Raw genomic sequence first — 22,145 nt, 5'->3', positions numbered from 1 at the left:
CGTCACAGTCTCCATGCTAACCTCATGAGCATCTACTCGCACCCCCGAGCAAATGCTCACAGGAGGAGAGGAGCGGCAGTGTCGACACCGACGTCGAATGGCAAGGTCACCGAGCTTGGTGGCCAGGTTGTCTCGACGGTGCGCGACCGCGCCGCCACCCCCGAAGACCTGCGACTCGCACTGCGAGCCGCGACGCTCTACTACCTCGACGGCCTGACCCAGGCTGAGATCGCGTCGAGGCTCGGCGTCTCGCGCCCGACGGCGGGCCGACTGGTCGCCAGGGCGAAAGCCAGGGGACTGGTCCGCATCGAGGTCGTCGTCCCACCCGATATGCAGGACGATCTGCACGCCGACGAGGAACGCGAACTCGAGCAGCGCTTCGGTCTCACCGAGGCCGTCGTCGCGGGCCACGGCATCGACGTCGGTGCGCCCGGCAGGCCCGCCGCCTATGCCAGCGTCGGCCGCGCCGCCGCCTCGCTGTTGATGCGCCGGCTGTCACCCGACGACGTCCTCGGATTCACCTGGGGCCCCGAACAAGCCGCGGTGGCCGATGCCCTCACGCCGGGCGTCGCCAGCTGCCGCGCCGTGGTCCAGCTCGACGGCGCCATGTCGACGGCCGCCTACCAGACCGGCACCGAGTTCATCCTCGGCCGCTGCGCAGATGTGTTGCGGGCCGCCACGATCCGGCTGCCCGCGCCGCTGTATGCGGACCCGTCGACCGTCGCTTCCATGCGCAGCGACTCGCTGATCTCCCGCACGCTCGAGGCGGGCAGGCGGGCCGACGTGATGCTGTTCGGCGTCGGCGCAGTGTCGACGTCGACCACTCTGTTCGAAGGCAGCTTCCTCGACACCAAGATGCTCGACGAGCTCATCTCGCTCGGCGCGGTGGGTGAGATCGGCGGCCGGTTCTTCGACGCCGACGGCGCTCCCGTCGACACCGAGCTGCAGCAGCGCGCGGTCTCCGTTCCGCTCGAAGACGTCCGGGCGTGTCAGAAGACGATCCTGATCTCGAGCGGCGCCACCAAGCACCAGGCCACCCTCGGTGCGCTGCGGGGCGAGCTCGCTCGACTTCTTGTTTGCGACATCGATTGTGCCCGTTGGTTGTTGGCCCAGTGAAAGGGGAGGTAATGGTGAGAGCGTTACAGAGAGTAGGAGCGTGTATCGCCGCCGCTGGGCTGGTTTTGACCTCGGGCTGCGCCGGCGCAGGCAGCTTCGGGGCGTCGGCCGACGAGGTGACCATCGCCCTGGTATCCAACTCGCAGATGACGGATGCCCAGAAGCTGTCCTCGGAGTTCGAGAAGGCGAATCCCGGCACGAAGCTGAAGTTCATCTCGTTGTCGGAGAACCAGGCCCGGGCGAAGATCACGATGTCGACGGCCATGGGCGGCAGTGAGTTCGACGTCGTGATGATCAGCAACTTCGAGACGCCGCAGTGGGCGAAGACCGGCTGGCTGCTGCCCCTTAACGACTACATGAAGAACACGCCCGATTACGACATGGATGACTTCATCCCGTCGCTGCGGGACTCGTTGTCCTATGACGGGAACATGTACTCGGTGCCGTTCTACGGCGAGTCGTCATTCCTGATGTACCGCAAGGATATGTTCGAAGAGGCGGGCATCGAGGTCCCCAAGGACCCCAACTACCAGCCGCAGTGGAGCGAGGTCGCGGACTGGGCGAAGGCGATCAAAGCCAAGGGCATCTCGGACGCGGGTATCTGCCTTCGCGGCAAGCCTGGCTGGGGTGAGGTGCTTGCGCCGCTCGACACCGTGATCAACACGTTCGGCGGCCGCTGGTTCGACGAGCAGTGGAACGCTCAACTCAACAGCCCCGAGGTCCGTAAGGCCGTCAACTTCTACGTCGACCTGGTCAAGGATGCCGGTGAGATCGGCGCCTCGTCGACGGGATTCCAGGAGTGCGCCAACCTTTTCGGGCAGGGCCAGACAGCGATGTGGTACGACGCGACGTCGGCGGTGTCGGTGCTCGAGGACCCGAAGGAACATCCGGATCTACAGGGCAAGATCGGCTACCTCTCCGCACCGATTGCCGAGAAGCCGAACTCGGGCTGGCTGTACACGTGGTCGCTCGGCATACCGACGCACGCCAAGAACCCCGACGGCGCGTGGAAGTTCATCTCGTGGATGACCAGCAAGGACTACATGAAACTGGTCGGTGAGAAGCTGGGCTGGGCACGGGTCCCACCGGGCAGCAGGACTTCGACCTACACCCAACTGCCTGAGTACGAGGCGATTTCCAAAACATACGGACCGCTGACGCTGCAGTCGATTAAGAACGCGACCCCGAATAAGCCCACGGTGCAACCGGTTCCGTACACCGGCGTGCAGTTCGTCGGAATTCCCGAATTCCAGGATCTCGGGACCCGGGTGAGCCAGCAGATCAGCGCGGCGATGGCCGGGCAGAAGTCGGTGGATGACGCGCTGGATCAAGCACAGGAATATGCCGAGGTCGTCGGCCGAAGCTATCAGGAGAAGTGATGACTGTTACCGCTGATACCGATACTGCCGCCAGTGATGCGGCAGTGGCCGAACGGGTTCGCAAGATCCGGGAGGCTCAAGACACAGGGGTGAGTCGTGCCGAGGGCTGGCGGCGGCGTGGGCCATTGCTGCCGGCGCTGATCTTCATGATCGTCGTCACGCAGATCCCGTTCTTGTTTACGCTGTACTACTCGACGTTGTCGTGGAACCTGGTTCGCCCGGGATCCAGGCAGTTCGTCGGGCTGAACAACTACATCGCGGTCGTCAAGGACAGCCAGTTCTGGACGGTGGCCTTCAACACCGTGCTACTGATCGTGGTCGTCGTGCTGGTCTCCGCGTTTCTCGGTCTGCTGATCGCATTGTTACTCGACCGCGCGTTCCTGGGTCGCGGTGTGGTGCGCACGCTGCTCATCACACCGTTCCTCATCACTCCCGTTGCAGCGGCGCTGGTTTGGAAGACCACGATCCTCGACGCCACGAACGGCATCTTGAACTGGGTGCTGTCCCTAGTGGGCCTCGGGCCGGTCGACTGGATCGGCGAATACGGGTTCCAGATGGTGATGGTCGTCCTGATCTGGCAGTGGACGCCGTTCATGATGTTGTTGATCCTCGCCGGCCTCCAGTCGATGCCTCGCGACATCCTGGAGGCCGGTCGAGTCGACGGTGCGGGCGCGTTTCAACTCTTCCGCGAGTTGACGCTGCCCCACCTTCGGCGCTTCATCGAACTGGGTGTCGTGCTCGGCGCGATCTATCTGGTGAACACCTTCGACACCATCTACATGCTGACGCAGGGCGGCCCGGGTATCGCGAGCGCGAACCTGCCGTTCTACATCTACCAGCGCGCATTCCTCGGCTTCGACATGGGCCAGGCGGCCGCGATGGGCGTTGTGGTGGTGATCTTCACGATGATCATCGCCAGCTTCGCGCTTCGGTTGATCTTCAAATCATTCACCGGCAAGGAAGAGGCGGCCTGACCATGACGACAACAGTTGAGAAGGCTACGCAGACAACGGCTCCGGCCACGGCCTCGAAGAAGAAGAGCCGCAAGTTCAGCCCGTGGGGTGTGGTTGCGTGGCTCGTCGGGCTGGGATTTTTCTTTCCCGTGTTCTGGATGGTCCTGACGGCCTTCAAGCAAGAGGGTGACGCGGCGACCAGCCCGCCGAAGCTGCTCTTCACCCCGACGCTGGATCAGTTCAAGGCGGTGTTCGAACAGGGCATTGGGACCCCACTGCTGAACTCCATCTTCGCCACCGTCATTTCGACGGTCCTGGTACTGGCACTGGGGACTCCGGCCGCGTTCGCGCTGTCGCTGCGGCCGGTCCGCAAGACCCAGGACGCGCTGTTCTTCTTCATGAGTACCAAGATGCTGCCGATCGTCGCGGCGATCCTGCCGCTGTATGTGATCGTGTCCAACATCGGTCTGCTGGACAACATCTGGGCACTCGTCATCCTCTACACCTCGATGAACCTGCCGATCGCGGTTTGGATGATGCGATCGTTCTTCCTCGAGGTGCCCGGTGAACTACTCGAAGCGGCGAGCCTGGACGGCGCGAGCCTGTGGCGCTCGGTGCGCGAGGTCATTCTCCCGCTGGTCTCGCCGGGCATCGCGGCGACCGCGCTGATCTGTGTGATCTTCGCGTGGAATGAGTTCTTCTTCGCGGTGAACCTGACCGCGGTGAACGCACAGACCATGCCGGTGTACCTGGTCGGGTTCATCGCCGGTGAAGGTCAGTACTGGGCCGTGCTGTCGGCGGCCGCAACCATGGCAGCACTGCCCGTGATCCTCTGCGGGTGGTTCGCACAGAACAAGCTGGTGCGCGGACTTTCGTTCGGCGCGATCAAGTAGGGAGAAACCAATGGCATCAATCACTTACAAGAGCGCGTCGTGCATCTACCCGGGTTCCGACAAGCTCGCGGTCGACTCACTCAACCTCGACATCGCCGACGGCGAGTTCGTCGTCCTGGTCGGCCCGTCCGGTTCGGGTAAGAGCACCGCGCTGCGCATGCTCGCCGGACTCGAGGACATCGACGAAGGCGCCATCGAGATCGGCGGCAAGGACATGACCGGTGTGCCGTCCAAGGACCGCGACATCGCGATGGTTTTCCAGAACTACGCGCTGTACCCGAACAAAACCGTCGCCGAGAACATGGGCTTCGCGCTCAAGCTACGCGGGGTGTCGGCCGACGAGCGGCGCAAGAAGGTCGAGGAGGCGGCCAAGATCCTGGACCTGACCGAGTTCCTGGACCGCAAGCCCGCCAAGCTGTCCGGCGGTCAGCGCCAGCGCGTGGCGATGGGCCGCGCCATCGTGCGTGAGCCGCAGGTGTTCTGCATGGACGAGCCGCTGAGCAACCTCGACGCGAAGCTGCGCGTGCAGACCCGCACCCAGATCGCTGCGCTGCAACGGCGTCTGGGCACCACCACCGTCTACGTCACGCACGATCAAGTCGAGGCGATGACGATGGGTGACCGGGTGGCGGTCCTTCGGTTCGGCAAGCTACAGCAGTTCGCTTCGCCCAACGAGTTGTACGACAAGCCCGCGAACGCTTTCGTCGCGGGGTTCATCGGTTCACCGGCGATGAATCTGGTGACGGTGCCGGTCACCGCCGACGGTGTGAAGATCGGTGACGGCACAATGGAATTGGAGCGGACCGACCTCACCAAGATCAGCGAGGCCGGGCTGGACGAGGTCACGATCGGAATCCGGCCGGAGGCGCTCGAGATCTCCGGCGCCGGCGGCGTGGACGTCGTCGTCGACTTGGTCGAAGACCTCGGCAGCGAGGCGTTCGTATACACGCACGCCGGCTCGGGCGTCGAATTGGTGGCACGGTGCAATCCGCGTACCGCGCCGAAGCTCGCGGACTCGGTGAAGCTGCGCAAGTCTCCGGAGGGAGCCGTTCACCTGTTCCATCCGAAGACCGGCGAACGTCTGAACTGAGGTGCGCGCGCCGGAGTTTCGGCTTCGGGCGCCTTCTGCGGGTCTGCTGGCGCTGCCGTGGGACCGGCCGTTGTCGCAGTGGAACGTCCCCGATGTTCCACTGCGCGACATAGCGGTTGGACCCAGCAGGCACCTGGTGAAGTTCGTCGAGGCCGACGGCACACTGTGGGCGGTCAAGGACATGCCGCCGCGGATAGCGGCCAAGGAGTACGACGTACTGGGCAGGCTCGAGGAGATGGGCTTGCCCGCTGTGCGTCCCGCGGGACTGGTGGTCCAGCCTGAGTTCGACACCGCGATCCTGGTGACCCGTTACCTCGAGGGGTCCTGGCAATACCGCAGGCTCTTCATGCGGCTGCCCGCAGACCAGCCCAAGCACCGCGGGCGGTTGTTGGATGCCATGGCCGGGCTGATGGTCGAACTGCACCGGCACGGCGTGTTCTGGGGTGACTGCTCACTGGCGAACACGCTGTTCTCCCGTGACGGGCAGCTCCTGCAGGCGCAACTGGTCGACGCCGAAACCTCGGAAGTGCACCCGATTTTGAGCCACGGGCAGCGTGAGCACGACCTCGACATCATGGTGGAGAACGTCGCCATGGGCATGATCGATCTCGCCGAACGCCTCGGCCGGTCGACGCTGGAGGACGTGCTGATCGACGAGGCGCAGCAGACCCGCACCCGTTACTACGAACTGTGGGATGCCTTGCACGCCGAGCCGACGTTCGACTTCGCCGACCGGTACCGGGTCGAGGGAACCGTGCGCAAGTTGAACGAATTGGGTTTCGTCGTCGACGAAGTGTCCCTTCAACCGGTCGGCGATGATCCGAGCCGACTCAAAATCCGTGTCGCCGTTGGTGATCGGCGCTACCACGCGCAACGGCTGCGCGAGCTCACCGGCTTGGACGTCGGAGAGGGTCAGGCCGAGATCCTGCTCGGCGACCTGCAGGCGTATCAGGCTCAGTTGTGCCGCGAAGCAGGACACGACGTCGACGACTCGACCGCCGCCCGGTTGTGGGTGATGGAGGTGCTCACCCCGTACGAACGGTTGGCGCACGACGTGGTCGGCAGGAAAGGCACCCCGATCCAGGCGTACTGCGATCTGCTCGAGGTGAGGTGGTTGTTGAGCGAGAGGGCGGGCCACGATGTCGGCACCAACAAGGCGCTCGCGGCGCTGTCTCGTGGCGTGATCCCGGTCGACTCCGCGGCGAAGCTGGCCATTGCGGAGGTGCCGACGGAGCCCTTCGAGGTATTGCGCGGCGACTGAAACCCGTTGAGCGGCAATTTCTTAGGGTTTTCTTCGGTTCGGCACTCGAGTTTCCTTAGAGTTCGAACGTATGTTCGAGTTATGGGTGGGGGTGTGGTCGATGAGGCGGTGGCGGCGCTGCGCGCCGCGCACACCGCGCTGGCCGGGCTGCCGGTGGAGGTGTTGACCCGCCCGCAGTTGTTGGCGGTGCTCGACGAAGTCGAAACCGTGTCCTGCCAGTTGCCCGCGCACCGGCACGGGTTGGTGGTTCGGTTGCAGACCCAGGCCACCGCGACGCAGTTGGGCGCCAAGTCGTGGCGGCAGGTGTTGGCGATCCGGTGGGGGTTGTCGAGCAAGGAGGCGGGTCGGCGGTTGGCTGAGGCGGCGGTGTTGGCGCCGCGGCCCACCGTGTCGGGGGAGCCGTTGGAGCCGGTGTTGGCTTACACCGCGGCGGCCCAAACCCATGGGGCGATCACCGCCGAGCACGTCCACGTGCTCTGCAAGGCGATGGAGTCGATTCCGGCCGGTGTTGATGCCGCTACTCGCCATCAGGTTGAGGCCGATCTGGTGCGTGTCGCGCTCGGAGTCGGGCCGAAGGATGTTGAAAGATACCGCCGACCGGTTGATTTTTCTGCTCGATCAGGACGGCCCCGAACCCGACGACACCCAACGGGCGGCGCGCCGTGAGATACGGATGGGTCCCCAACACCCCGACGGCAACTCCCGTATCACCGGCCTCCTCTCACCGGAGGGGCGGGCGATCTGGGAGGCGATCTGGGCCAAATGGGCCGCCCCGGGGATGGGCAACCCCGCCGATGCCCAGCCCTGTGTGTCGGGCACCCCCAGTCAGGCCCAGATCGAGGGTGATCACCGCAGCCTGGCCCAGCGCCAACATGATGCGCTGGTCGCGATCGGGCGCAGTGTGTTGGAAAGCGGGGCGTTGGGTCAGCACAACGGGGTGGCGACCTCGATCATCATCCGCACCACCCTGCAGGACTTGGAACACCGCGCCGGGGTCGGTGTCACCGCCGGCGGCACCGTGCTGCCGCTGTCCACGGTGATCCGGATGGCTGCGCGCGCGCACCCGTGGTTGGCGGTGTTCGACCGGGCCACCGGATCAGCGTTGGATCTGTTTCGGTCCCGCCGCACCGCCTCGGTGGCCCAGCGGATCATGCTGATCGCCCGCGACGGGGGCTGCACCAAACCGGGCTGCACGGTGCCCGCCTACGGCTGCCAAGTCCACCACGCCGCCGCCGACTGGGCCGATGACGGCCAAACCAACGTCGATGACCTCGGCCTGGCCTGCGGACCGGATAACCGGATGGTCGAACCCGGCGGCTGGAGCACCCGCCTCAACGACCGCCACGAAGTCGAATGGATCCCCCCACCACAGCTGGACTGGGGGCACCTCCCGCTTGCGGGGGACGGCCAAACCCGCATCAACACCTACCACACCCCCGAACGACTCCTCCGCCCACCAGACGACGACCACCACCCCGGCGGACCCGAACCCAACGCCGCCTAACGAGGCGAGATTTCAGGTGACGGGCTCGTAACCGGGGTTGGTGCCCAGCGACACTCCGGGGTTGGCGCCTGGCGCGCCGTCGGTGAAGCTCTGGTTCGGCATCGGCCTGCAGTAGGTGTCCATCGGGGATTGGTCCCCCGAGCAGTAGGGCACACGATCTTCAGGGTCGGCTGCCGCCTGCGGCACGCCGACCAGCACGGCAGCCCCTGCGAGCAGGCACGCCGCGAAGATCTTCGCCATAGTTCAACGGTACGCGGGTATATACCGTGAGGTGGTGGATCGATACGGGCGGGTGAAGCTGACCAACCCGGACAAAGTCCTGTACCCGGCCACGGGCACCACGAAAGCAGAGGTGTTCGACTACTACGTCGCCATCGCCGAGGCGATGCTGCCGCATATCGCGGGCCGGGCCGTCACCCGCAAGCGATGGCCCAACGGCGTCGACGAACCGTCGTTCTTCGAGAAGCAGCTCGCCAGCTCGGCGCCCGACTGGCTGGACCGGGGTTCGATCTCCCACAAGTCGGGCACGACGACCTACCCGATCATCAACACCGCCGAAGGTCTCGCGTGGATCGCGCAGCAGGCATCGCTGGAAGTGCATGTGCCGCAATGGCGGTTCGTCAGCACGTGGACGCGGGAGCACGGCGCCGAGCAGACGCCCGGCCTCGCCACCCGGGTGGTGTTCGACCTGGACCCCGGCGAGGGCGTCACGTTCCGGCAACTGTGCGAGGTGGCCCATGAGGTCCGCGAGCTCATCACCGGAATCGGGCTCACCACATATCCGTTGACGAGCGGCAGCAAGGGCCTGCATCTTTATGTGCCGCTGGAGAAACCGATCAGTTCGCATGGCGCGTCGGTGTTGGCGCGGCGGATCGCGACGCAGTTGGAAAAGACGATGCCCAAGCGGGTGACGGCCACCATGACGAAGAGCGTGCGCACCGGCAAGGTGTTCGTCGACTGGAGCCAGAACAACGGCAACAAGACGACCATCGCGCCGTACTCGCTGCGCGGCCGTGACGAGCCCACCGTCGCCGCGCCCCGCACCTGGGACGAAATCGAGGACCCCGACCTGCGGCACCTGCGCTTCGACGAGGTACTCGAACGCGTCGAACGCGACGGTGACCTGTTGTCCGCGATGGACACCGACGCCCCGGTGGCCGACGCGCTCACCACCTACCGCAGCATGCGCGACGCCGGAAAGACCCCCGAACCGGTCCCGAACGTCGCGCCCACCGCAGGCAATGACGACTTCTTCGTCATCCAGGAGCATCACGCCCGACGACTGCACTACGACTTCCGGTTGGAGCGCAACGGCGTGCTCGTCAGTTGGGCCATCCCGAAGAACCTGCCCGATACGTCCTCGGTCAACCATCTGGCCGTACACACCGAGGACCACCCGTTCGAGTACGGCAGCTTCGAGGGTGAGATCCCGAGAGGCGAGTACGGCGGCGGCAAGGTGATCATCTGGGACACCGGCACATACGAGACCGAGAAGTTCCGCGACCATGCGCCCGACGGCCCAGCCAAGGGCGGCGAGGTCATAATCACGTTGCACGGCAAGAAGATCGAGGGCCGCTACGCGCTGATCCAGACCGACGGCAAGAACTGGCTGGCGCACCGGATGAAGGAGCAGGCCAACCCGCAGGCCGGCGATCTGGCGCCGATGCTCGCGACGGAGGGATCGGTCGCCAAGCTCAAGGCCTCACAATGGGCGTTCGAAGGCAAGTGGGACGGCTACCGCGTCATCGCCGAAGCCAATCACGGCCGACTGAACTTGCGCTCGCGCCGTGGTCGCGACGTCACCCGCGAGTATCCGCAATTCGAGGCGCTCGCCGCCGATCTCGCCGACCATCACGTGATTCTCGACGGCGAGGCAGTGGCGCTCGACCGCAACGGAGTACCGAGTTTTTCGGAGATGCAGAACCGGGCGCGGTCCACTCGGGTCGAGTACTGGGCGTTCGACATCCTGTTTCTCGACGGCCGATCTTTGTTGCGCGCCAAGTACTCTGACCGTCGCCGACTGCTGGAGGCGTTGGCCGAGGGCGGTGGGCTCATCGTGCCCGACACCCTGCCCGGCGACGGCCCCGAGGCGATGGAGCATGCCCGCGAGCACCGCTGGGAAGGGGTGGTCGGCAAGAAGCGTGATTCGACGTACCAGCCGGGCAGGCGGTCGTCGTCGTGGATCAAAGACAAGATCTGGAACACCCAGGAAGTGGTGATCGGTGGCTGGCGCCAAGGCGAGGGCGGCCGCTCCAGCGGCATCGGGGCGCTCATGCTGGGTATACCCGCCGACGGTGGTCTCCGGTTCGTCGGGCGCGTCGGCACCGGCTTCACCGAGAAGGAGCTCACCAAACTCAAAGGGCTACTGACACCGTTGGAAACCAGCGAATCACCGTTCAACGCAAGACTTTCCACCCAGGACGCCAAAGGCGTCACCTTTGTGAGGCCCGAGTTGGTCGGGGAGGTGCGCTACAGCGAGCGGACCTCCGACGGCCGGTTGCGCCAACCGAGTTGGCGCGGGCTTCGACCCGACAAGGAGACGGCCGAAGTCGTCTGGGAGTAATTCCTAGCGACGTGCCGAGATCATGGCGGTCGGTACCGACATCCCGAGATCGCGGTGCCGAAGCGTGGTGATCCGGCGGCCGGGCTGCACGGCGTCCTTCACCGGCATCGTGTGGTCACCGTAGTACGCGGCGGTGGCGTCGATGTCCGCGACTGAGAAGGTGATTCCCCACAGCATCGACGGCCCGACAGCTGTGGTTTCCGGCGAACCGACGACTTCGAGGATCACCTCGCCCAACCGAAAGAAGATCTGGCGGATCGCATGTCCGCCGAGTTCCGCATCCCGCTGACGCCGCGGGGCGGCACCGACCGCGGCCAACGATCCGACCGTCCGGCTCAGATCGGGCGACATCAGCACGACATGGTCGATCGCGGTGACGCCGTTGGCGTGCGCGGCAGGCGCTGTCGTGCTGGGCTCCGACCACACCGTCGGGATGCCGTCGATGTCCCCGTGCTCCGAGGGCACGCCGCTCAACGACCATCCGACGATGCCGGCACCGTGCCCGCTCAGCCGGATGCGAACGCCGCCGACACGGCAGACGGCGTCGGAGTCGACGCTGAACCCCGCTCCCGTCCAGACGTGCGACGGATCAGCGACCTGCAACTCGTCGACCCTGACTGTCATGGCTGATGCGAATCCCACTTTTGTGATGCCGTTGCTCGGTACCGTCTAAGCAAACCATGTGCAGTTCACCGGAGAGGCGAAGCCAAAATGCCGAGCGGAATAGCGTCTGAGCTGGCCGCCGCCGGTTTTGAGGATGCGGTCGAAATCGGTCGAGGGGGTTCCGGCGTCGTCTACCGCTGCCATCAGAAGGCGCTCGGGCGAAGTGTGGCCATCAAGGTGCTCGCGTCCGATCTGGATGAAGACGACCGGGAACGGTTCCTGCGCGAGGGCTACGCGATGGGCGCGCTGTCCGGCCATCCGAACATCGTGAACATCCTGCAGGTCGGTGTCACCGAAAGTAACCGGCCGTTCATCGTGATGCCTTATCACTCAGCCAATTCCCTCGCGGAACGGGTGCGGCGCGAGGGCCGGATCGGGTGGCCCGAGGCACTGCGCATCGGCGTGAAGCTGTGCGGGGCGCTGGAAACCGCGCACCGGACCGGCACGTTGCACCGAGACATCAAGCCCGCGAACGTTTTGGTCAACGATTACGGCGAACCGCAGATGAGCGACTTCGGCACGGCGCGCATCGTCGGCGGATACAAAACCGTGACAGGGTTTTTCACCGGCACCCTGTCCTACACCGCGCCCGAGGTACTCGGCGGAAAGCCGCCGACGGTCGCCGCCGACGTGTACTCCCTCGGCGCGACGATCTACGCCTTGATCGCGGGCAGGGCCCCACACGAGCGCAACGCCGACGAGGAACTCATCGCGCACTATCTGCGGATCACCTCGACGCCCGTGCCGGATCTGCGGCCCGCAGGCATTCCGCCCGACATCTGCGCCGCCATCGAGAAGGCGATGGCAATCGAGCCGGCCGAACGCTACGCATCGGCGGAGGATTTCGGGCACGCGTTGCAATTGGCCCAGCGGCACAACGGCTTACCGACGGATCCGATGGCGCTCAGTGAGCCGGGCGGTCACCGCGAGCAGGCCAGCCAGGACTACGCCATGTCCGTGCCGCCGACTCAGCTCGAATCGTCAGGCGGCGTCGGTCCGCCCACCGGCGTCGTTGCATCCGGCGAAGCCACCGCGTCGACGCCGCCGCCAAATCCCAACATGTTCGCCCGCACCGCCTCCGTCAGCGCATCCAGCCTGCCGTGGCAGGCGCTGAATATCCCTCCGCCTGCGCAGCCTGCGCCGCCGCCTGCCCCGCCGAAGGAGGGGAATCGCAAGAAGCTGCTCATCGCCGCCGGCGCCATCGCCGCGGTGCTGGTGTTGGTGGTCGCCAGCGTCTTCATCGTCACGTCGTCCCGCGACAGCGGTGGGGGCGAGGCCGCGCCGCCAGCGCCGACTACCGAACCGCCGCCCGCATGGAAGCCGATCGCCGACGCGCCCGCCGCCAGCTACGCGGCGGCCGCAACCGAAGCCGACGGCACCGTTTGGATTTTCGGCGGCATGGGCGCCGACAACCGGCTCCTCGGTGGCCACGAGGGCTACGACCCCGCCATCGACAGTTGGAAGAGCGGCGACGACCTTCCCGTTCCCGTGCAGCACGCCATGTCGGTGACGTGGCAGGACACTCCGGTCGTGGTCGGCGGCTGGCGCACCGAAGGCACCAATTCCAAGGTCGCGGCGGACCGGGTGTGGCGGGTGGTCAACAGCCGCTGGACCGAGTTGCCGCCGCTGCTGCAGCCGCGGGCGGCCGCGGCCGCTGCCGTCGTGGGCGACCAGATCATCGTCACCGGCGGAGTCGGGGCCGACGGCAAACCGCTCGCCACCACCGAGATCTTCGACGGCGCGTCATGGAAGCTCGGCGCTCCGATCCCCACCGCGCGACAGCTGGCCGGTGCGGCGTCGGACGGCAAGCTGGTGTACATCCTCGGCGGGTCCACAGGCGCCGCCGACGTGGCGACCGTCGAGGCGTACGACCCGGCGACGGACACCTGGACGACGCTGCCCGAAATGCCCGGTCGACGCAGCGACCTCGGGGTGGCCTATGCCGATGGCCGGCTGGTCGCGGTCGGCGGCATGTCAGGTGGCCAACCGAGCAAGAGCGTGGTCGCGTTCGATCTGATGACGCAATCGTGGAGCGGTCTTCCGGACCTCGGCACCGCACGCCACGGCATGGCGGTGGCAGGTGTCGGGAAGACCGTGTACGCGATCGGCGGGTCGACCGGGCCCGGCGACGGCCAGATCACGGCCTCGGCGGAAGCCTTGCGGCTGGCGCCGCGCAAACCGCAACCGGCGCCGGCGTGGCAGTCTCTCCCGGACGCGCCGACCGCGAGGTTGATGATGGCGTGGACTGTGCAGGACGGAAAGATCTGGGTGGCGGGCGGTATTCGCGAAGGCGAAACGCTGCAAACAGTGGAGAGTTTCGACCCTAAGACGGGAGCGTGGCAGACGCAGCCTCCGCTGCCGATTCCCCTGCATCACGCCACAGGGGCGACATATCGCGGCGAGGTGGTCGTGATCGGCGGTGCAGAAGACCAGATCGCGGAGGCGTCGAACAAGGTGTTCGCGCTGCGGGGCGGCACCTGGACGGAACTGCCTGCCCTGCAACATGCCCGGGCTGCGGCCGGGGCCGCCGTCGTCGGCGACAAGCTCGTCGTCGTCGGCGGGCAGAACGACAAGCAACTCGTTCCGCAGACCGAGGTGTTCGACGGCAAGTCCTGGACGCAGGCGGCTGATTTACCAACGCCGCGTGAACATTTGGCGGCAGTGTCCGACGGCACCTATGTGTACGCGGTGGGCGGCCGGTCGCTGTCTGCGGACAAGAACTCGGCGGCGTTGGAGCGGTATGACCCGGCGTCGGGCAACTGGGAGAAGCTGGCGGACATGCCGACTCCGCGCGGAAGTTACGGCGCCACCTTCATCGACGGCCGCATCGTGGCGGTCGGCGGCGAGGAGCCAACGCGGGTGCTGGCCACCGTGGAGATGTACGACGTGACGAACGGGAAGTGGAGCGAGGTGGCGCCGCTCGGCACTCCGCGACACGGCCAGGTGGTGGCGGCGGACGGGTCGGCCGTCTACTGCATCGGCGGCGCGGACCGACCGTCGCATGAAGGGGCGATCGCGACGGTGGAGGAACTGGAATTCATTTAGTTATGTGGCGGGGTTGCGCAGTTGCGCGATGGTGACCGCGCCGCGCCGGAGCGCCTCGTTGGCCAGTCGGACGCGGCGGTCACCCTCCTGCGCGATCGAGAACTTGTCGTAGAGGTTCTGCAGGTGCTGCTTGACTGCGGCCTCAGTGACGAAAAGCTCGGAGGCCATCCGCCGGACCGACGCGGGCTCGGGGAACGGGTCGTCGGAGACCAACGGCCGGCACAACACCACCAGCACGTCGAGTTCGCGCCGGGTCAGCCGGGGCGGCAGTTCGACGGTCTGAGCGGTCTTGGTCTCCTCATCGAGCCTCCCGTCGCCCGAGTCCTTCACCTCCCAGAAGACCACCGTAGACCGGCCGACGCGGACCTCGTCGCCGGAGCGCAGCACGCGTTCGGCCGTGATCTTCTCGCCGTTTAGGTAGGTGCCGTTGCGGCTGCCAAGATCCCGGATCGACCAGGCGAACCCGAGGTTCTCGAAAACCGCGTGCAGCCGCGAGACGGTTTCGTCGTGTTCGAGCGAGACGTCATTGTTGGCGGCCTTGCCCAGCGTCACCCGTTGACCGCTGAGCGGGACCAACTCGCGTCCGGACGGCTTCGAGACTTCCAGGTGGGAAGACATGATGGCAATTGTGTCCTACTGAGTCGCGGGTCTAGGGCGAGCTGGTGATCTTCTTCGCGAACCGCACCACCCGCTTGGCGGGCGCGGACTCCACCAGCGGCGGCCAAGGCCATTCGCTGCGGTCGCGTCCCCGGGGCGCCTTCAGGAAGGCCAGCCCGAGAACCAACCCGAAGATCAGGTGCCCGACCAGAGTGATGATGATCGTCGCGGCGTTCAGCGGGAACATCCGCTCCTCGCCGTGCGGGGCCAATGCGACGGTCGCCATCAGGCCCGCCCAGGTCGGGAAGACCGCGAAGGCCACCGATGCCAGCACCTGGTAGACGTTCTTCCACCGGTCGATGCCGATCGCGAAGGCGACGACGAAGAACGCGACGCCCAGGCCGCCGGCGTCGCCGATGTAGCGGTAGACATAGCCGACGGCCGCGCTGCCCGCGGTGTCCGGCTCACCGGTCACGAACGAGCCCATCGTCGGGATGAAGTCGCCCATCAAGCCCAGCACATGCACGGCGAACAGTCGGGCGCCGTCGTAGACGATGCACGCCACCATGCCGGAGATCAGGCCGCGGCCGACGATCATGTCGATCCGGTGCGGCGCGAACACGATCAGCGTGGCGAGCACTGCGACCAACGTGATGGTGACCATCGTGATGGTGCTCTGCGAGGCGAGACCGAACACCTCGACCGAGATGGCCAGGATCGGCATCGAAGCCAGCAACAGCACCAGCATGAGCCGGGCGATTTCCCACTTGGTCGGGGGCTTGACCTCGCGCCGGCTCAGGTCGACGTAGCGTTGCCGGACCGTGTTGGCGACCTTGCCGACCACCGGAACGTCCAAGGCCTTGATCCGCACCGTCTTGCCGTCGAACGCACTAGTGGCCTTTGGAAGCGCCTTGGTCTGCAGGTCGGCGAAGCGCATCCGCACTGTCTTGGGCTCCACGGGGCGCATCCGCACCGTCTCGTCATTCGCTGTCGCAAACATGGGGGGTCCTATTTCAGTCGGTTCAAGTACGGTTTTCATCGTCGCCGTGGCGTCTCGGCAACGTAATCACCGCAGGGTCAGAATTGGTGCCCGGCGAGGGAAGGTTTTCCTGTCCGTCAGGTAAGGGTTCTTCCTGCTTCAGCGGAGCGGACCCTGGTATAGCTCTCGGCTTCAGAGGATGACGTTCGTTACGTCAACGATCGGCGTCCTCGAGGTGAACCCTGTTGCTCATTGATTACCGCGATGTACAGGTCATCGGGATCCGCGTCGCCTGGCCCTACGCCTGCACCAATCCGGTTGTCGGCCTGGCGTTGCTTGCCCCCCCGTTGTACCAGCCGGATTTGGTGCGCAGCCAATCGATCTCCCCATCGATCCGGCCACGATGTGGACACCACCTGAAGACATGATCGACGCCGCGTGGTGGGGGGAGGCACCCGCGCTGGTATTCGCCGCCGAGTTGGACTTGTTGGTGCCCGCAGAAGCCGTTCGGTCCCTCGGCAAGGCCATCGTCGCGAATTGCATCACGCTGCAGAACACAGGCCATGGAATTCCGCTCAATCCGGTATGGATTGAGGCAGCCGTGGCGATAGACGAGCGGCTCACTGCGACCCAACAGTGAATATGCAGCAGGCTAACAGCCGTAAAAGGTTGCAGCCGTTGACAAGTGGCTCAACGCGCCGAACACTGAACATCGCGTCGACCACGAAACGAGTATGAGCCAAGAGACTGATCGCAGGATCGCCTATTTCCTGCTGCGGTTGGCGGTGGGATGCAGCCTATTCGGCCGTGGGCTGGTTCGAATCCCAATGCTCGGCAGCTTTCACGACCATGTGACGCGCGAGTTCGCGACTTCCATCGTGCCGATTAGGCTGACCAGACTGGCACTGATTGTCGGCACGCTCACCATGACGGTTTTCGTATTTGGTCGACCACCGTCCAGAACTGGTCTGTGATCGGCGAGCAGTTGATTCACGCCGCCATCCTGGTCGCACTAATCGCGGGTCTCCAACACAACAGGTACTCCATCGATACGGTGGTGACGAAAAGATTCGAGCTGCGGCCCTCTGAGCGTCTGTAGTGAAATAACGATAAGTATGCAATGGTTCGTTCGACGCGTACTTCTCTTGAGCGCAGGCCATGGCGAGGGTCCCTGCGGCCTCGCTTTCGGCTCTAGACCAGCTGTGCCCCCGGCGGGAGCGCAACGGTGAGTTCGTCGGCGGGCACGTGATGCCCACGCGCGCAACAGATCTCCACGGTGGCTTCGGCGCCGCAATCGCGATGGGCGAGCTGCAATGCTGGACTACCCGGAAGGTGCCGCCTGCCCCACTCGAACATCGCCCACACTACCGGCATGAAATCCACTCCGGCTTCGGTGACGACATACTCGTCGCGGCTGCGGCGGCCAGGCTCCCTGTAGGACGTTCGCTCCAGCAGGCCGGCATCGACAAGTTCGGTCAGCCGTGCCGAAGTCACCGCTTTGGTGACTCCGACCCGACGCCGGAAATCCTCGAAGCGGGAGGTGCCGTAGAAGGCCTCCCGCATGATCAGCATCGCCGATTTCGTGCCAACCAAATCCATGGTCTTCTCGATCTGGCAGATGCCGACGGGTGACCACGAATCGCGGTCGGCCAGCTGTCCTTGAAGGATTGTCATCTAACTTCACTCGATTCCCTGGGTTGCTTTAACTATACGCAGGTGCTACACCTAAGTACACAAAACCATACCCAGCTAGTGGACGGGAGAAAATTATGACGACGATTTTGGTGACGACGGCGAATGGCGACACCGGACGCCCGATGGTCGAGGAGTTGCTCGACAGCGGCCTCAAAGTGAGGGCGATGGTGCGCCGGGACGACTCTCGTGCCCAACGTCTTCGCGACGCCGGTGCCGAGGTGGTCTTCGGCGACCTGCTCAGTTTCCGCGACGTCCGAGCAGCTCTCGACGGCGTACAGCGTGGATACTTCAACTTTCCGGTCGGCGAAGGACTCGTCGAAGCGGCGGTGATGTTCGCTCAGGCCGCCCGCGAACAAGACCTCGAATTGATCGTCAACATGTCGCATATTCAGTCGCGCCCGTACGCCCGCAGCAAGGCCACCCAGAATCACTGGCTCTCCGAGCAGATCTTCGACTGGTCGGCAGTGCCGACCACGAATCTGCGGGTCACGTTCTTCATGGAGTGGCTGACCTACATCGCCCATCTGATCCGGTACGGCCGCTACGTCATGCCCTATGACGCCGACAGTCGCTTCGCCCCGATCGCCGGGCGCGACATCGCGGCGACCGCGGCCGCCATCCTGGCCGACCCCCAGGCGCACGCCGGCCGTACCTACACCTTGACCGGGCCCGTCGAATACAGCCACCGGGAACTGGCCGCCGAGGTGGGTCGCGTGCTGGGCAGGGACCTGCCGTTCGAACGGACCACTGTCGCGACGTTTTTGGACCTGCTCGGCATCCCCGACGACACGGCCAAGCTCAGGCACTTCGAGGCCGTCACCATCGACCAACAAGAGGGACGGCTGGCAGGCATCACCGATACGGCGCCGACCATCCTCGGGCGCCCGCTGAGCACCGTCGAGGACTTCCTCAACGACAACCGCGCGTTGTTCGAACTCACCTACGCCGCAACGACCGTCTGAATCCATGTGAAATATCTATGAGGTTGGTGACGGCCGGCTGCGAGGTCGCAAGAATGGTCTGGTGACGTCCCTGCCACCCAGCGACCGGGGGCCGCGTCGCGCCATCCTGGGCCAACTGCCGCGGATGTACCGCGCCGACGGATCGCCGATCCGGGTGCTGCTGGTCGACGACGAACGCGCGCTCACCAACCTGGTCAGGATGGCGCTGCAGTACGAGGGCTGGGAAATCGACGTCGCCCATGACGCAGCCGAGGCGGTGGCGAAGTACCGCGCCAACGCGCCGGACGTCATCGTGCTCGACATCATGCTGCCGGATATGGACGGCCTCGGTGTGTTGCAGCAGATCCGCGACTCCGACACCTACACGCCGACGCTGTTCCTGACCGCCCGCGACTCGGTCGTCGACCGGGTCACCGGGCTGACCGCGGGCGGCGACGACTACATGACCAAGCCCTTCTCCCTGGAGGAGCTGGTGGCCAGGTTGCGCGGGCTGCTGCGTCGGTCGGCATATCTGACGCCCGCGGACGACGAGACCCTGACGGTCGGCGACCTCGAACTCGACGGCGTAAGCCGCGAGGTCACCCGCGCGGGCCATCCGATCTCGCTGACGTCGACCGAATTCGAACTGCTGCGCTTCCTCATGCGCAATCCCCGACGGGCGTTGAGCCGCAAGGAGATTCTGCATCGCGTGTGGGACTACGATTTCGGTGGTCGGTCCAGCATCGTCGATTTGTACGTGTCGTACCTGCGCAAGAAGATCGACGCCCGACGACAGCCGATGATCCACACCGTGCGTGGCGTCGGCTACATGCTGCGGCCGGTCGAATGACGCGGCTGACACGGATCTGGCGCAGCGCGACGTTGTTGCGGCAGTTGGTGATCGGCGTCTCGGCGGTGGTCATGGTGGTGCTTGTGGCGGCCGGTGTGACCTCGGTGCTCAGCCTGCGTAGCTCGGTGCTCGGCATCATCGACGCGCAACTGTCGGGTTCGGCCAACGGGTTCAGCCAGGCGGTGACGAAATACCGCATCACACCGGATACGTCCGGGAAGCTGCCAGCGTCCGGGACGATGAAGCCGCTGACCCACCTGATCGGGCAGGCACCCGGCAATGTGATCGCGCTGATCCAGCACGGCAAGGTGGTGGATTCGGCGTTCTTCGTCGATGGGGAGTCGCGGAAAGCTCCATCGGAGGCGGTCCAGAAGATCGCTGAAATGTCTTGGGCGAGTGGGGAAGCGCAGACCGTCAAACTGCCCGAGCTGGGCTACTACCGGATGGTCGCCCGCCCCGGCGACGGCGACGAGACACTGGTGACCGGGGTGTCGCGCAAGCCGGCGTGGGACGCGATGACGCGCGAAACCGGGATCGTAGCGGCCATCACCGCGCTCGCCTTGCTGATCACCGCCGCGGGCACGGTCGCCATCGTGCGGTTCGCGCTTCGCCCGCTGGATCGGGTGGCCGCGACCGCGGCCGAAGTGGCGGCGCTACCGCTGGATCGCGACCACCATGCGATCACGCCGCGGGTTCCCACCGGGGACACCGATCCGCGCACCGAGGTGGGGTTGGTCGGGGACACACTCAATCGGCTGCTCGACCATGTGGAGCGGGCGCTGGCCGACGTGGCGGCGTCGGATAAGCGGATGCGCCAATTCATCACCGACGCCAGTCACGAACTGCGCACCCCGCTGGCGGCTATTCACGGCTACGCGGAGTTGACCCGGCAGGACAGCTCGGTGCTCCCGGAAACCACCGAATATTCGCTTGCCCGTATCGAGGCCGAGACCCGGCGGATGAATGCGTTGGTGGCAGATCTGTTGTTACTGGCGAGGCTCGACGAGGGCCAAGACCTCGACACCACCGAGGTCGACCTGACCGACCTGGTCGCCGACGCGGTCAACGACGTCTCGGTGTCCGCGCCGGAACATCGGTGGCTGACCGACGTTCCCGATGCCGCGGTGTGGGTGCGCGGCGACCATGCCCGGCTGCACCAGACCATCGCCAACCTACTGACCAACGCCCGGGTGCACACGCCCGCAGCTACGACGGTGACGACGACGCTGGCCACCGGTTCGGAATACGTGGAGTTGACCGTCGCCGACGACGGTCCAGGAATCGATGCCGAACTGCTGCCGCATCTGTTCGAGCGGTTCGTCCGCGCCGACAAGTCGCGGTCAGGGGGCAGCTTCGGCCTCGGGCTGTCCATCTGTGCGTCGATCATCGAGGCGCACGGCGGCACAATCGAGGCTGAATCTAATAGTGGTAGAACGACTTTCAGGATGAAGTTGCCCAAGGTTCGCGTGAGTGCTCAGCACGCCACGTCGACGTAGACGGTCTTCGAGGTGATCGTGGTGTTGATCGAGCTACCACCACGCGAATCAGCCGTCGAATGGGTCTGACCTGGGCGCACACCGCTGACGCTGCACTGTGACAGCGGCGCGGCCCCGGTTCGATTGACAATGACGTGGTAGCCGCTGGCTTCCAGTGTCCGCACCGTCTGGTCGACCGTCGTCGGACCGCTCGGCGCCGCGGCGGCGACGGCGGCAAGCGCAAGCGAGGCCGACGTCAGGGTGATAGCGGTAAATCCAAAGGCGACATAGTTTTTCATACACTCAAGTGTTGTGAGCCGTGCATGAGGTCGCTAGGCCTTCATAGTGAACACAAACATATGTGGTTGCTATGAATCAGGTGATCGTCACTCCGCCGTCGACGACGATGGTCTGGCCGGTGACGAAGCCGCCCGCCGCCGAGGCCAGCCACACCAGCGTGGCAGCGAGCTCTGTCGGATCTCCCATGCGCCCCAACAACACTCGCGGCTTGAGGCTCTCGATGTAACCCGGTGCGTAAGCGTCCGTCATCTCGGACTGAAAGAAGCCCGGCGCGATCGCATTGACACGGATGCCCTTACGAGAGCCCCACTGCTGCGCCAGGTCTCGGGTCAGGCCGGAGATCGCGGCCTTACTCGCGCTGTAGGCCGCCTGCGGCAGCCCCGCGGTGGTGATGCCGAGGACGCTGGAGATGTTCACGATCGAACTGCCCGGCTGCATCACCTTTCCGCACGCCTGCGCCGCCCAGTACGAGCCGTTCAGGTTGATGTCGATGACGGCACGAAACTCCTCGGGCGTCTCGCGGGTGGCGGGCACCGCGGTACCCACCCCGGCGTTGTTGACCAACACGTCGACATGGCCGAACTCGGCCATTGCCGCGTCGACCATGGACTGGCACTGGGCCGGGTCGGCGACGTCCGTCGCGACCGTCAGGGCACGTCGCCCGGCATCCTCGACGAGACGCGCTGTCGCGTAGAGCTTGTCGACGCGCCTGGCGGCCAGCACCACGTCGGCACCGGCCTGCGCGCACGCGTGTGCGAACGACACGCCGAGGCCGGACGATGCGCCGGTGACGATGACGACCTTGTCGTCGAGTCGGAACTTGTCGAGTACGGACACTCGG

Annotated in this window: 20 protein-coding genes and 1 pseudogene; 14 read left to right on the top strand and 7 right to left on the bottom strand. The window is 65.4% G+C overall.

Translation table 11 applies throughout. The annotated features are described in order from the left end of the window. Positions 1-78 precede the first annotated feature (78 nt). The 7 genes and pseudogenes from A5724_RS27430 (at position 79) to A5724_RS27400 (ending at position 8,196) form a co-directional block, all read left to right on the top strand. The gene (locus A5724_RS27430) at positions 79-1,116 is read left to right on the top strand and encodes a sugar-binding transcriptional regulator (protein WP_369830672.1); all 1,038 of its coding nucleotides are present in this window, start codon (positions 79-81) and stop codon (positions 1,114-1,116) included. Between the two features lie 11 nt (positions 1,117-1,127). Next, the gene (locus tag A5724_RS27425; protein WP_156752479.1) at positions 1,128-2,495 is read left to right on the top strand and encodes a sugar ABC transporter substrate-binding protein; all 1,368 of its coding nucleotides are present in this window, start codon (positions 1,128-1,130) and stop codon (positions 2,493-2,495) included. Beyond that, the gene (locus tag A5724_RS27420) at positions 2,495-3,469 is read left to right on the top strand and encodes a carbohydrate ABC transporter permease (protein ID WP_067809731.1); all 975 of its coding nucleotides are present in this window, start codon (positions 2,495-2,497) and stop codon (positions 3,467-3,469) included. The genes A5724_RS27425 and A5724_RS27420 overlap by 1 nt, the downstream gene beginning before the upstream one ends. A gap of 2 nt (positions 3,470-3,471) precedes the next feature. Then, entirely contained in the window at positions 3,472-4,341 is an 870-nt protein-coding gene (locus tag A5724_RS27415; RefSeq protein WP_067809729.1) for a carbohydrate ABC transporter permease, read from the top strand. Between the two features lie 10 nt (positions 4,342-4,351). Next, complete coding sequence (locus tag A5724_RS27410) at positions 4,352-5,431, top strand: ABC transporter ATP-binding protein (RefSeq protein ID WP_067809726.1); 1,080 nt, start codon at positions 4,352-4,354, stop codon at positions 5,429-5,431. Position 5,432: 1 nt separating this feature from the next. Continuing rightward, positions 5,433-6,692, top strand: coding sequence for a DUF4032 domain-containing protein (locus tag A5724_RS27405; RefSeq protein ID WP_067809723.1), 1,260 nt, complete (start codon positions 5,433-5,435; stop codon positions 6,690-6,692). A gap of 81 nt (positions 6,693-6,773) precedes the next feature. After that, a pseudogene (locus A5724_RS27400) lies at positions 6,774-8,196 on the top strand (HNH endonuclease signature motif containing protein). Between the two features lie 12 nt (positions 8,197-8,208). Here the strand turns inward: A5724_RS27400 and A5724_RS27395 are convergent. Then, positions 8,209-8,436 carry a hypothetical protein gene (locus A5724_RS27395; RefSeq protein WP_067809720.1) on the bottom strand — a complete coding sequence of 76 codons (228 nt, stop codon included), beginning with the start codon at positions 8,434-8,436 and terminating at the stop codon, positions 8,209-8,211. Between the two features lie 31 nt (positions 8,437-8,467). On the opposite strand from A5724_RS27395, the gene A5724_RS27390 reads away from it, so the two are divergent. Continuing rightward, positions 8,468-10,759: an ATP-dependent DNA ligase gene (locus A5724_RS27390; protein WP_067809718.1), complete on the top strand. Its 2,292-nt coding sequence runs from the start codon at positions 8,468-8,470 to the stop codon at positions 10,757-10,759. 3 nt (positions 10,760-10,762) lie between these two features. Here the strand turns inward: A5724_RS27390 and A5724_RS27385 are convergent, their stop codons facing one another. Further along, on the bottom strand, positions 10,763-11,383 hold the full coding sequence (locus A5724_RS27385; RefSeq protein WP_067809716.1) for a glyoxalase: 621 nt from the start codon (positions 11,381-11,383) through the stop codon (positions 10,763-10,765). An 87-nt stretch (positions 11,384-11,470) separates the two neighbouring features. Here A5724_RS27385 and A5724_RS27380 point away from each other — a divergent pair, with 87 nt between their 5' ends. After that, complete coding sequence (locus tag A5724_RS27380; protein WP_067809714.1) at positions 11,471-14,467, top strand: serine/threonine-protein kinase; 2,997 nt, start codon at positions 11,471-11,473, stop codon at positions 14,465-14,467. Here the strand turns inward: A5724_RS27380 and A5724_RS27375 are convergent, their stop codons facing one another. Further along, positions 14,468-15,085, bottom strand: coding sequence for an FHA domain-containing protein (locus A5724_RS27375; protein ID WP_067809712.1), 618 nt, complete (start codon positions 15,083-15,085; stop codon positions 14,468-14,470). It lies immediately after the preceding gene. Positions 15,086-15,116: 31 nt separating this feature from the next. Then, positions 15,117-16,064: a hypothetical protein gene (locus A5724_RS27370; RefSeq protein ID WP_067809710.1), complete on the bottom strand. Its 948-nt coding sequence runs from the start codon at positions 16,062-16,064 to the stop codon at positions 15,117-15,119. A 382-nt stretch (positions 16,065-16,446) separates the two neighbouring features. Between A5724_RS27370 and A5724_RS27365 the strand changes: the two genes are divergently transcribed. Together A5724_RS27365 and A5724_RS27360 are read left to right on the top strand one after the other, a co-directional pair. Beyond that, positions 16,447-16,683, top strand: a complete 237-nt coding sequence (locus tag A5724_RS27365; RefSeq protein ID WP_156752478.1) for a hypothetical protein — start codon at positions 16,447-16,449, stop codon at positions 16,681-16,683. 94 nt (positions 16,684-16,777) lie between these two features. Next, entirely contained in the window at positions 16,778-17,017 is a 240-nt protein-coding gene (locus A5724_RS27360; protein ID WP_067809705.1) for a hypothetical protein, read from the top strand. A 217-nt stretch (positions 17,018-17,234) separates the two neighbouring features. Here A5724_RS27360 and A5724_RS27355 read toward each other — a convergent pair whose 3' ends face one another. Beyond that, positions 17,235-17,717 (bottom strand): helix-turn-helix domain-containing protein, encoded by a 483-nt coding sequence (locus A5724_RS27355; protein ID WP_067809703.1) that lies wholly within the window; start codon positions 17,715-17,717, stop codon positions 17,235-17,237. 95 nt (positions 17,718-17,812) lie between these two features. Between A5724_RS27355 and A5724_RS27350 the strand changes: the two genes are divergently transcribed. From A5724_RS27350 to A5724_RS27340, 3 genes are all read left to right on the top strand, one after another. Continuing rightward, the gene (locus A5724_RS27350) at positions 17,813-18,700 is read left to right on the top strand and encodes an NmrA family NAD(P)-binding protein (RefSeq protein WP_197518798.1); all 888 of its coding nucleotides are present in this window, start codon (positions 17,813-17,815) and stop codon (positions 18,698-18,700) included. A gap of 124 nt (positions 18,701-18,824) precedes the next feature. Next, complete coding sequence (locus A5724_RS27345) at positions 18,825-19,529, top strand: response regulator transcription factor (RefSeq protein WP_082965309.1); 705 nt, start codon at positions 18,825-18,827, stop codon at positions 19,527-19,529. Continuing rightward, positions 19,526-21,025 (top strand): cell wall metabolism sensor histidine kinase WalK, encoded by a 1,500-nt coding sequence (locus tag A5724_RS27340; protein ID WP_067809695.1) that lies wholly within the window; start codon positions 19,526-19,528, stop codon positions 21,023-21,025. Before A5724_RS27345 ends, A5724_RS27340 begins: the two co-directional genes overlap by 4 nt. Here the strand turns inward: A5724_RS27340 and A5724_RS27335 are convergent. Both A5724_RS27335 and A5724_RS27330 read right to left on the bottom strand, forming a co-directional pair. Beyond that, the gene (locus A5724_RS27335) at positions 21,004-21,303 is read right to left on the bottom strand and encodes a hypothetical protein (protein WP_067809692.1); all 300 of its coding nucleotides are present in this window, start codon (positions 21,301-21,303) and stop codon (positions 21,004-21,006) included. The genes A5724_RS27340 and A5724_RS27335 overlap by 22 nt on opposite strands. A gap of 76 nt (positions 21,304-21,379) precedes the next feature. Continuing rightward, the gene (locus A5724_RS27330) at positions 21,380-22,141 is read right to left on the bottom strand and encodes an SDR family NAD(P)-dependent oxidoreductase (protein WP_067809690.1); all 762 of its coding nucleotides are present in this window, start codon (positions 22,139-22,141) and stop codon (positions 21,380-21,382) included. Positions 22,142-22,145 lie beyond the last annotated feature (4 nt).

It is taken from the genome of Mycobacterium sp. ACS1612 (assembly GCF_001667505.1).
In the GTDB taxonomy this organism is placed as follows: Bacteria; Actinomycetota; Actinomycetes; order Mycobacteriales; family Mycobacteriaceae; genus Mycobacterium.
Note: the sequence above shows the minus strand (reverse complement) of the source record. Positions and strands in the feature narration are given on the sequence as shown.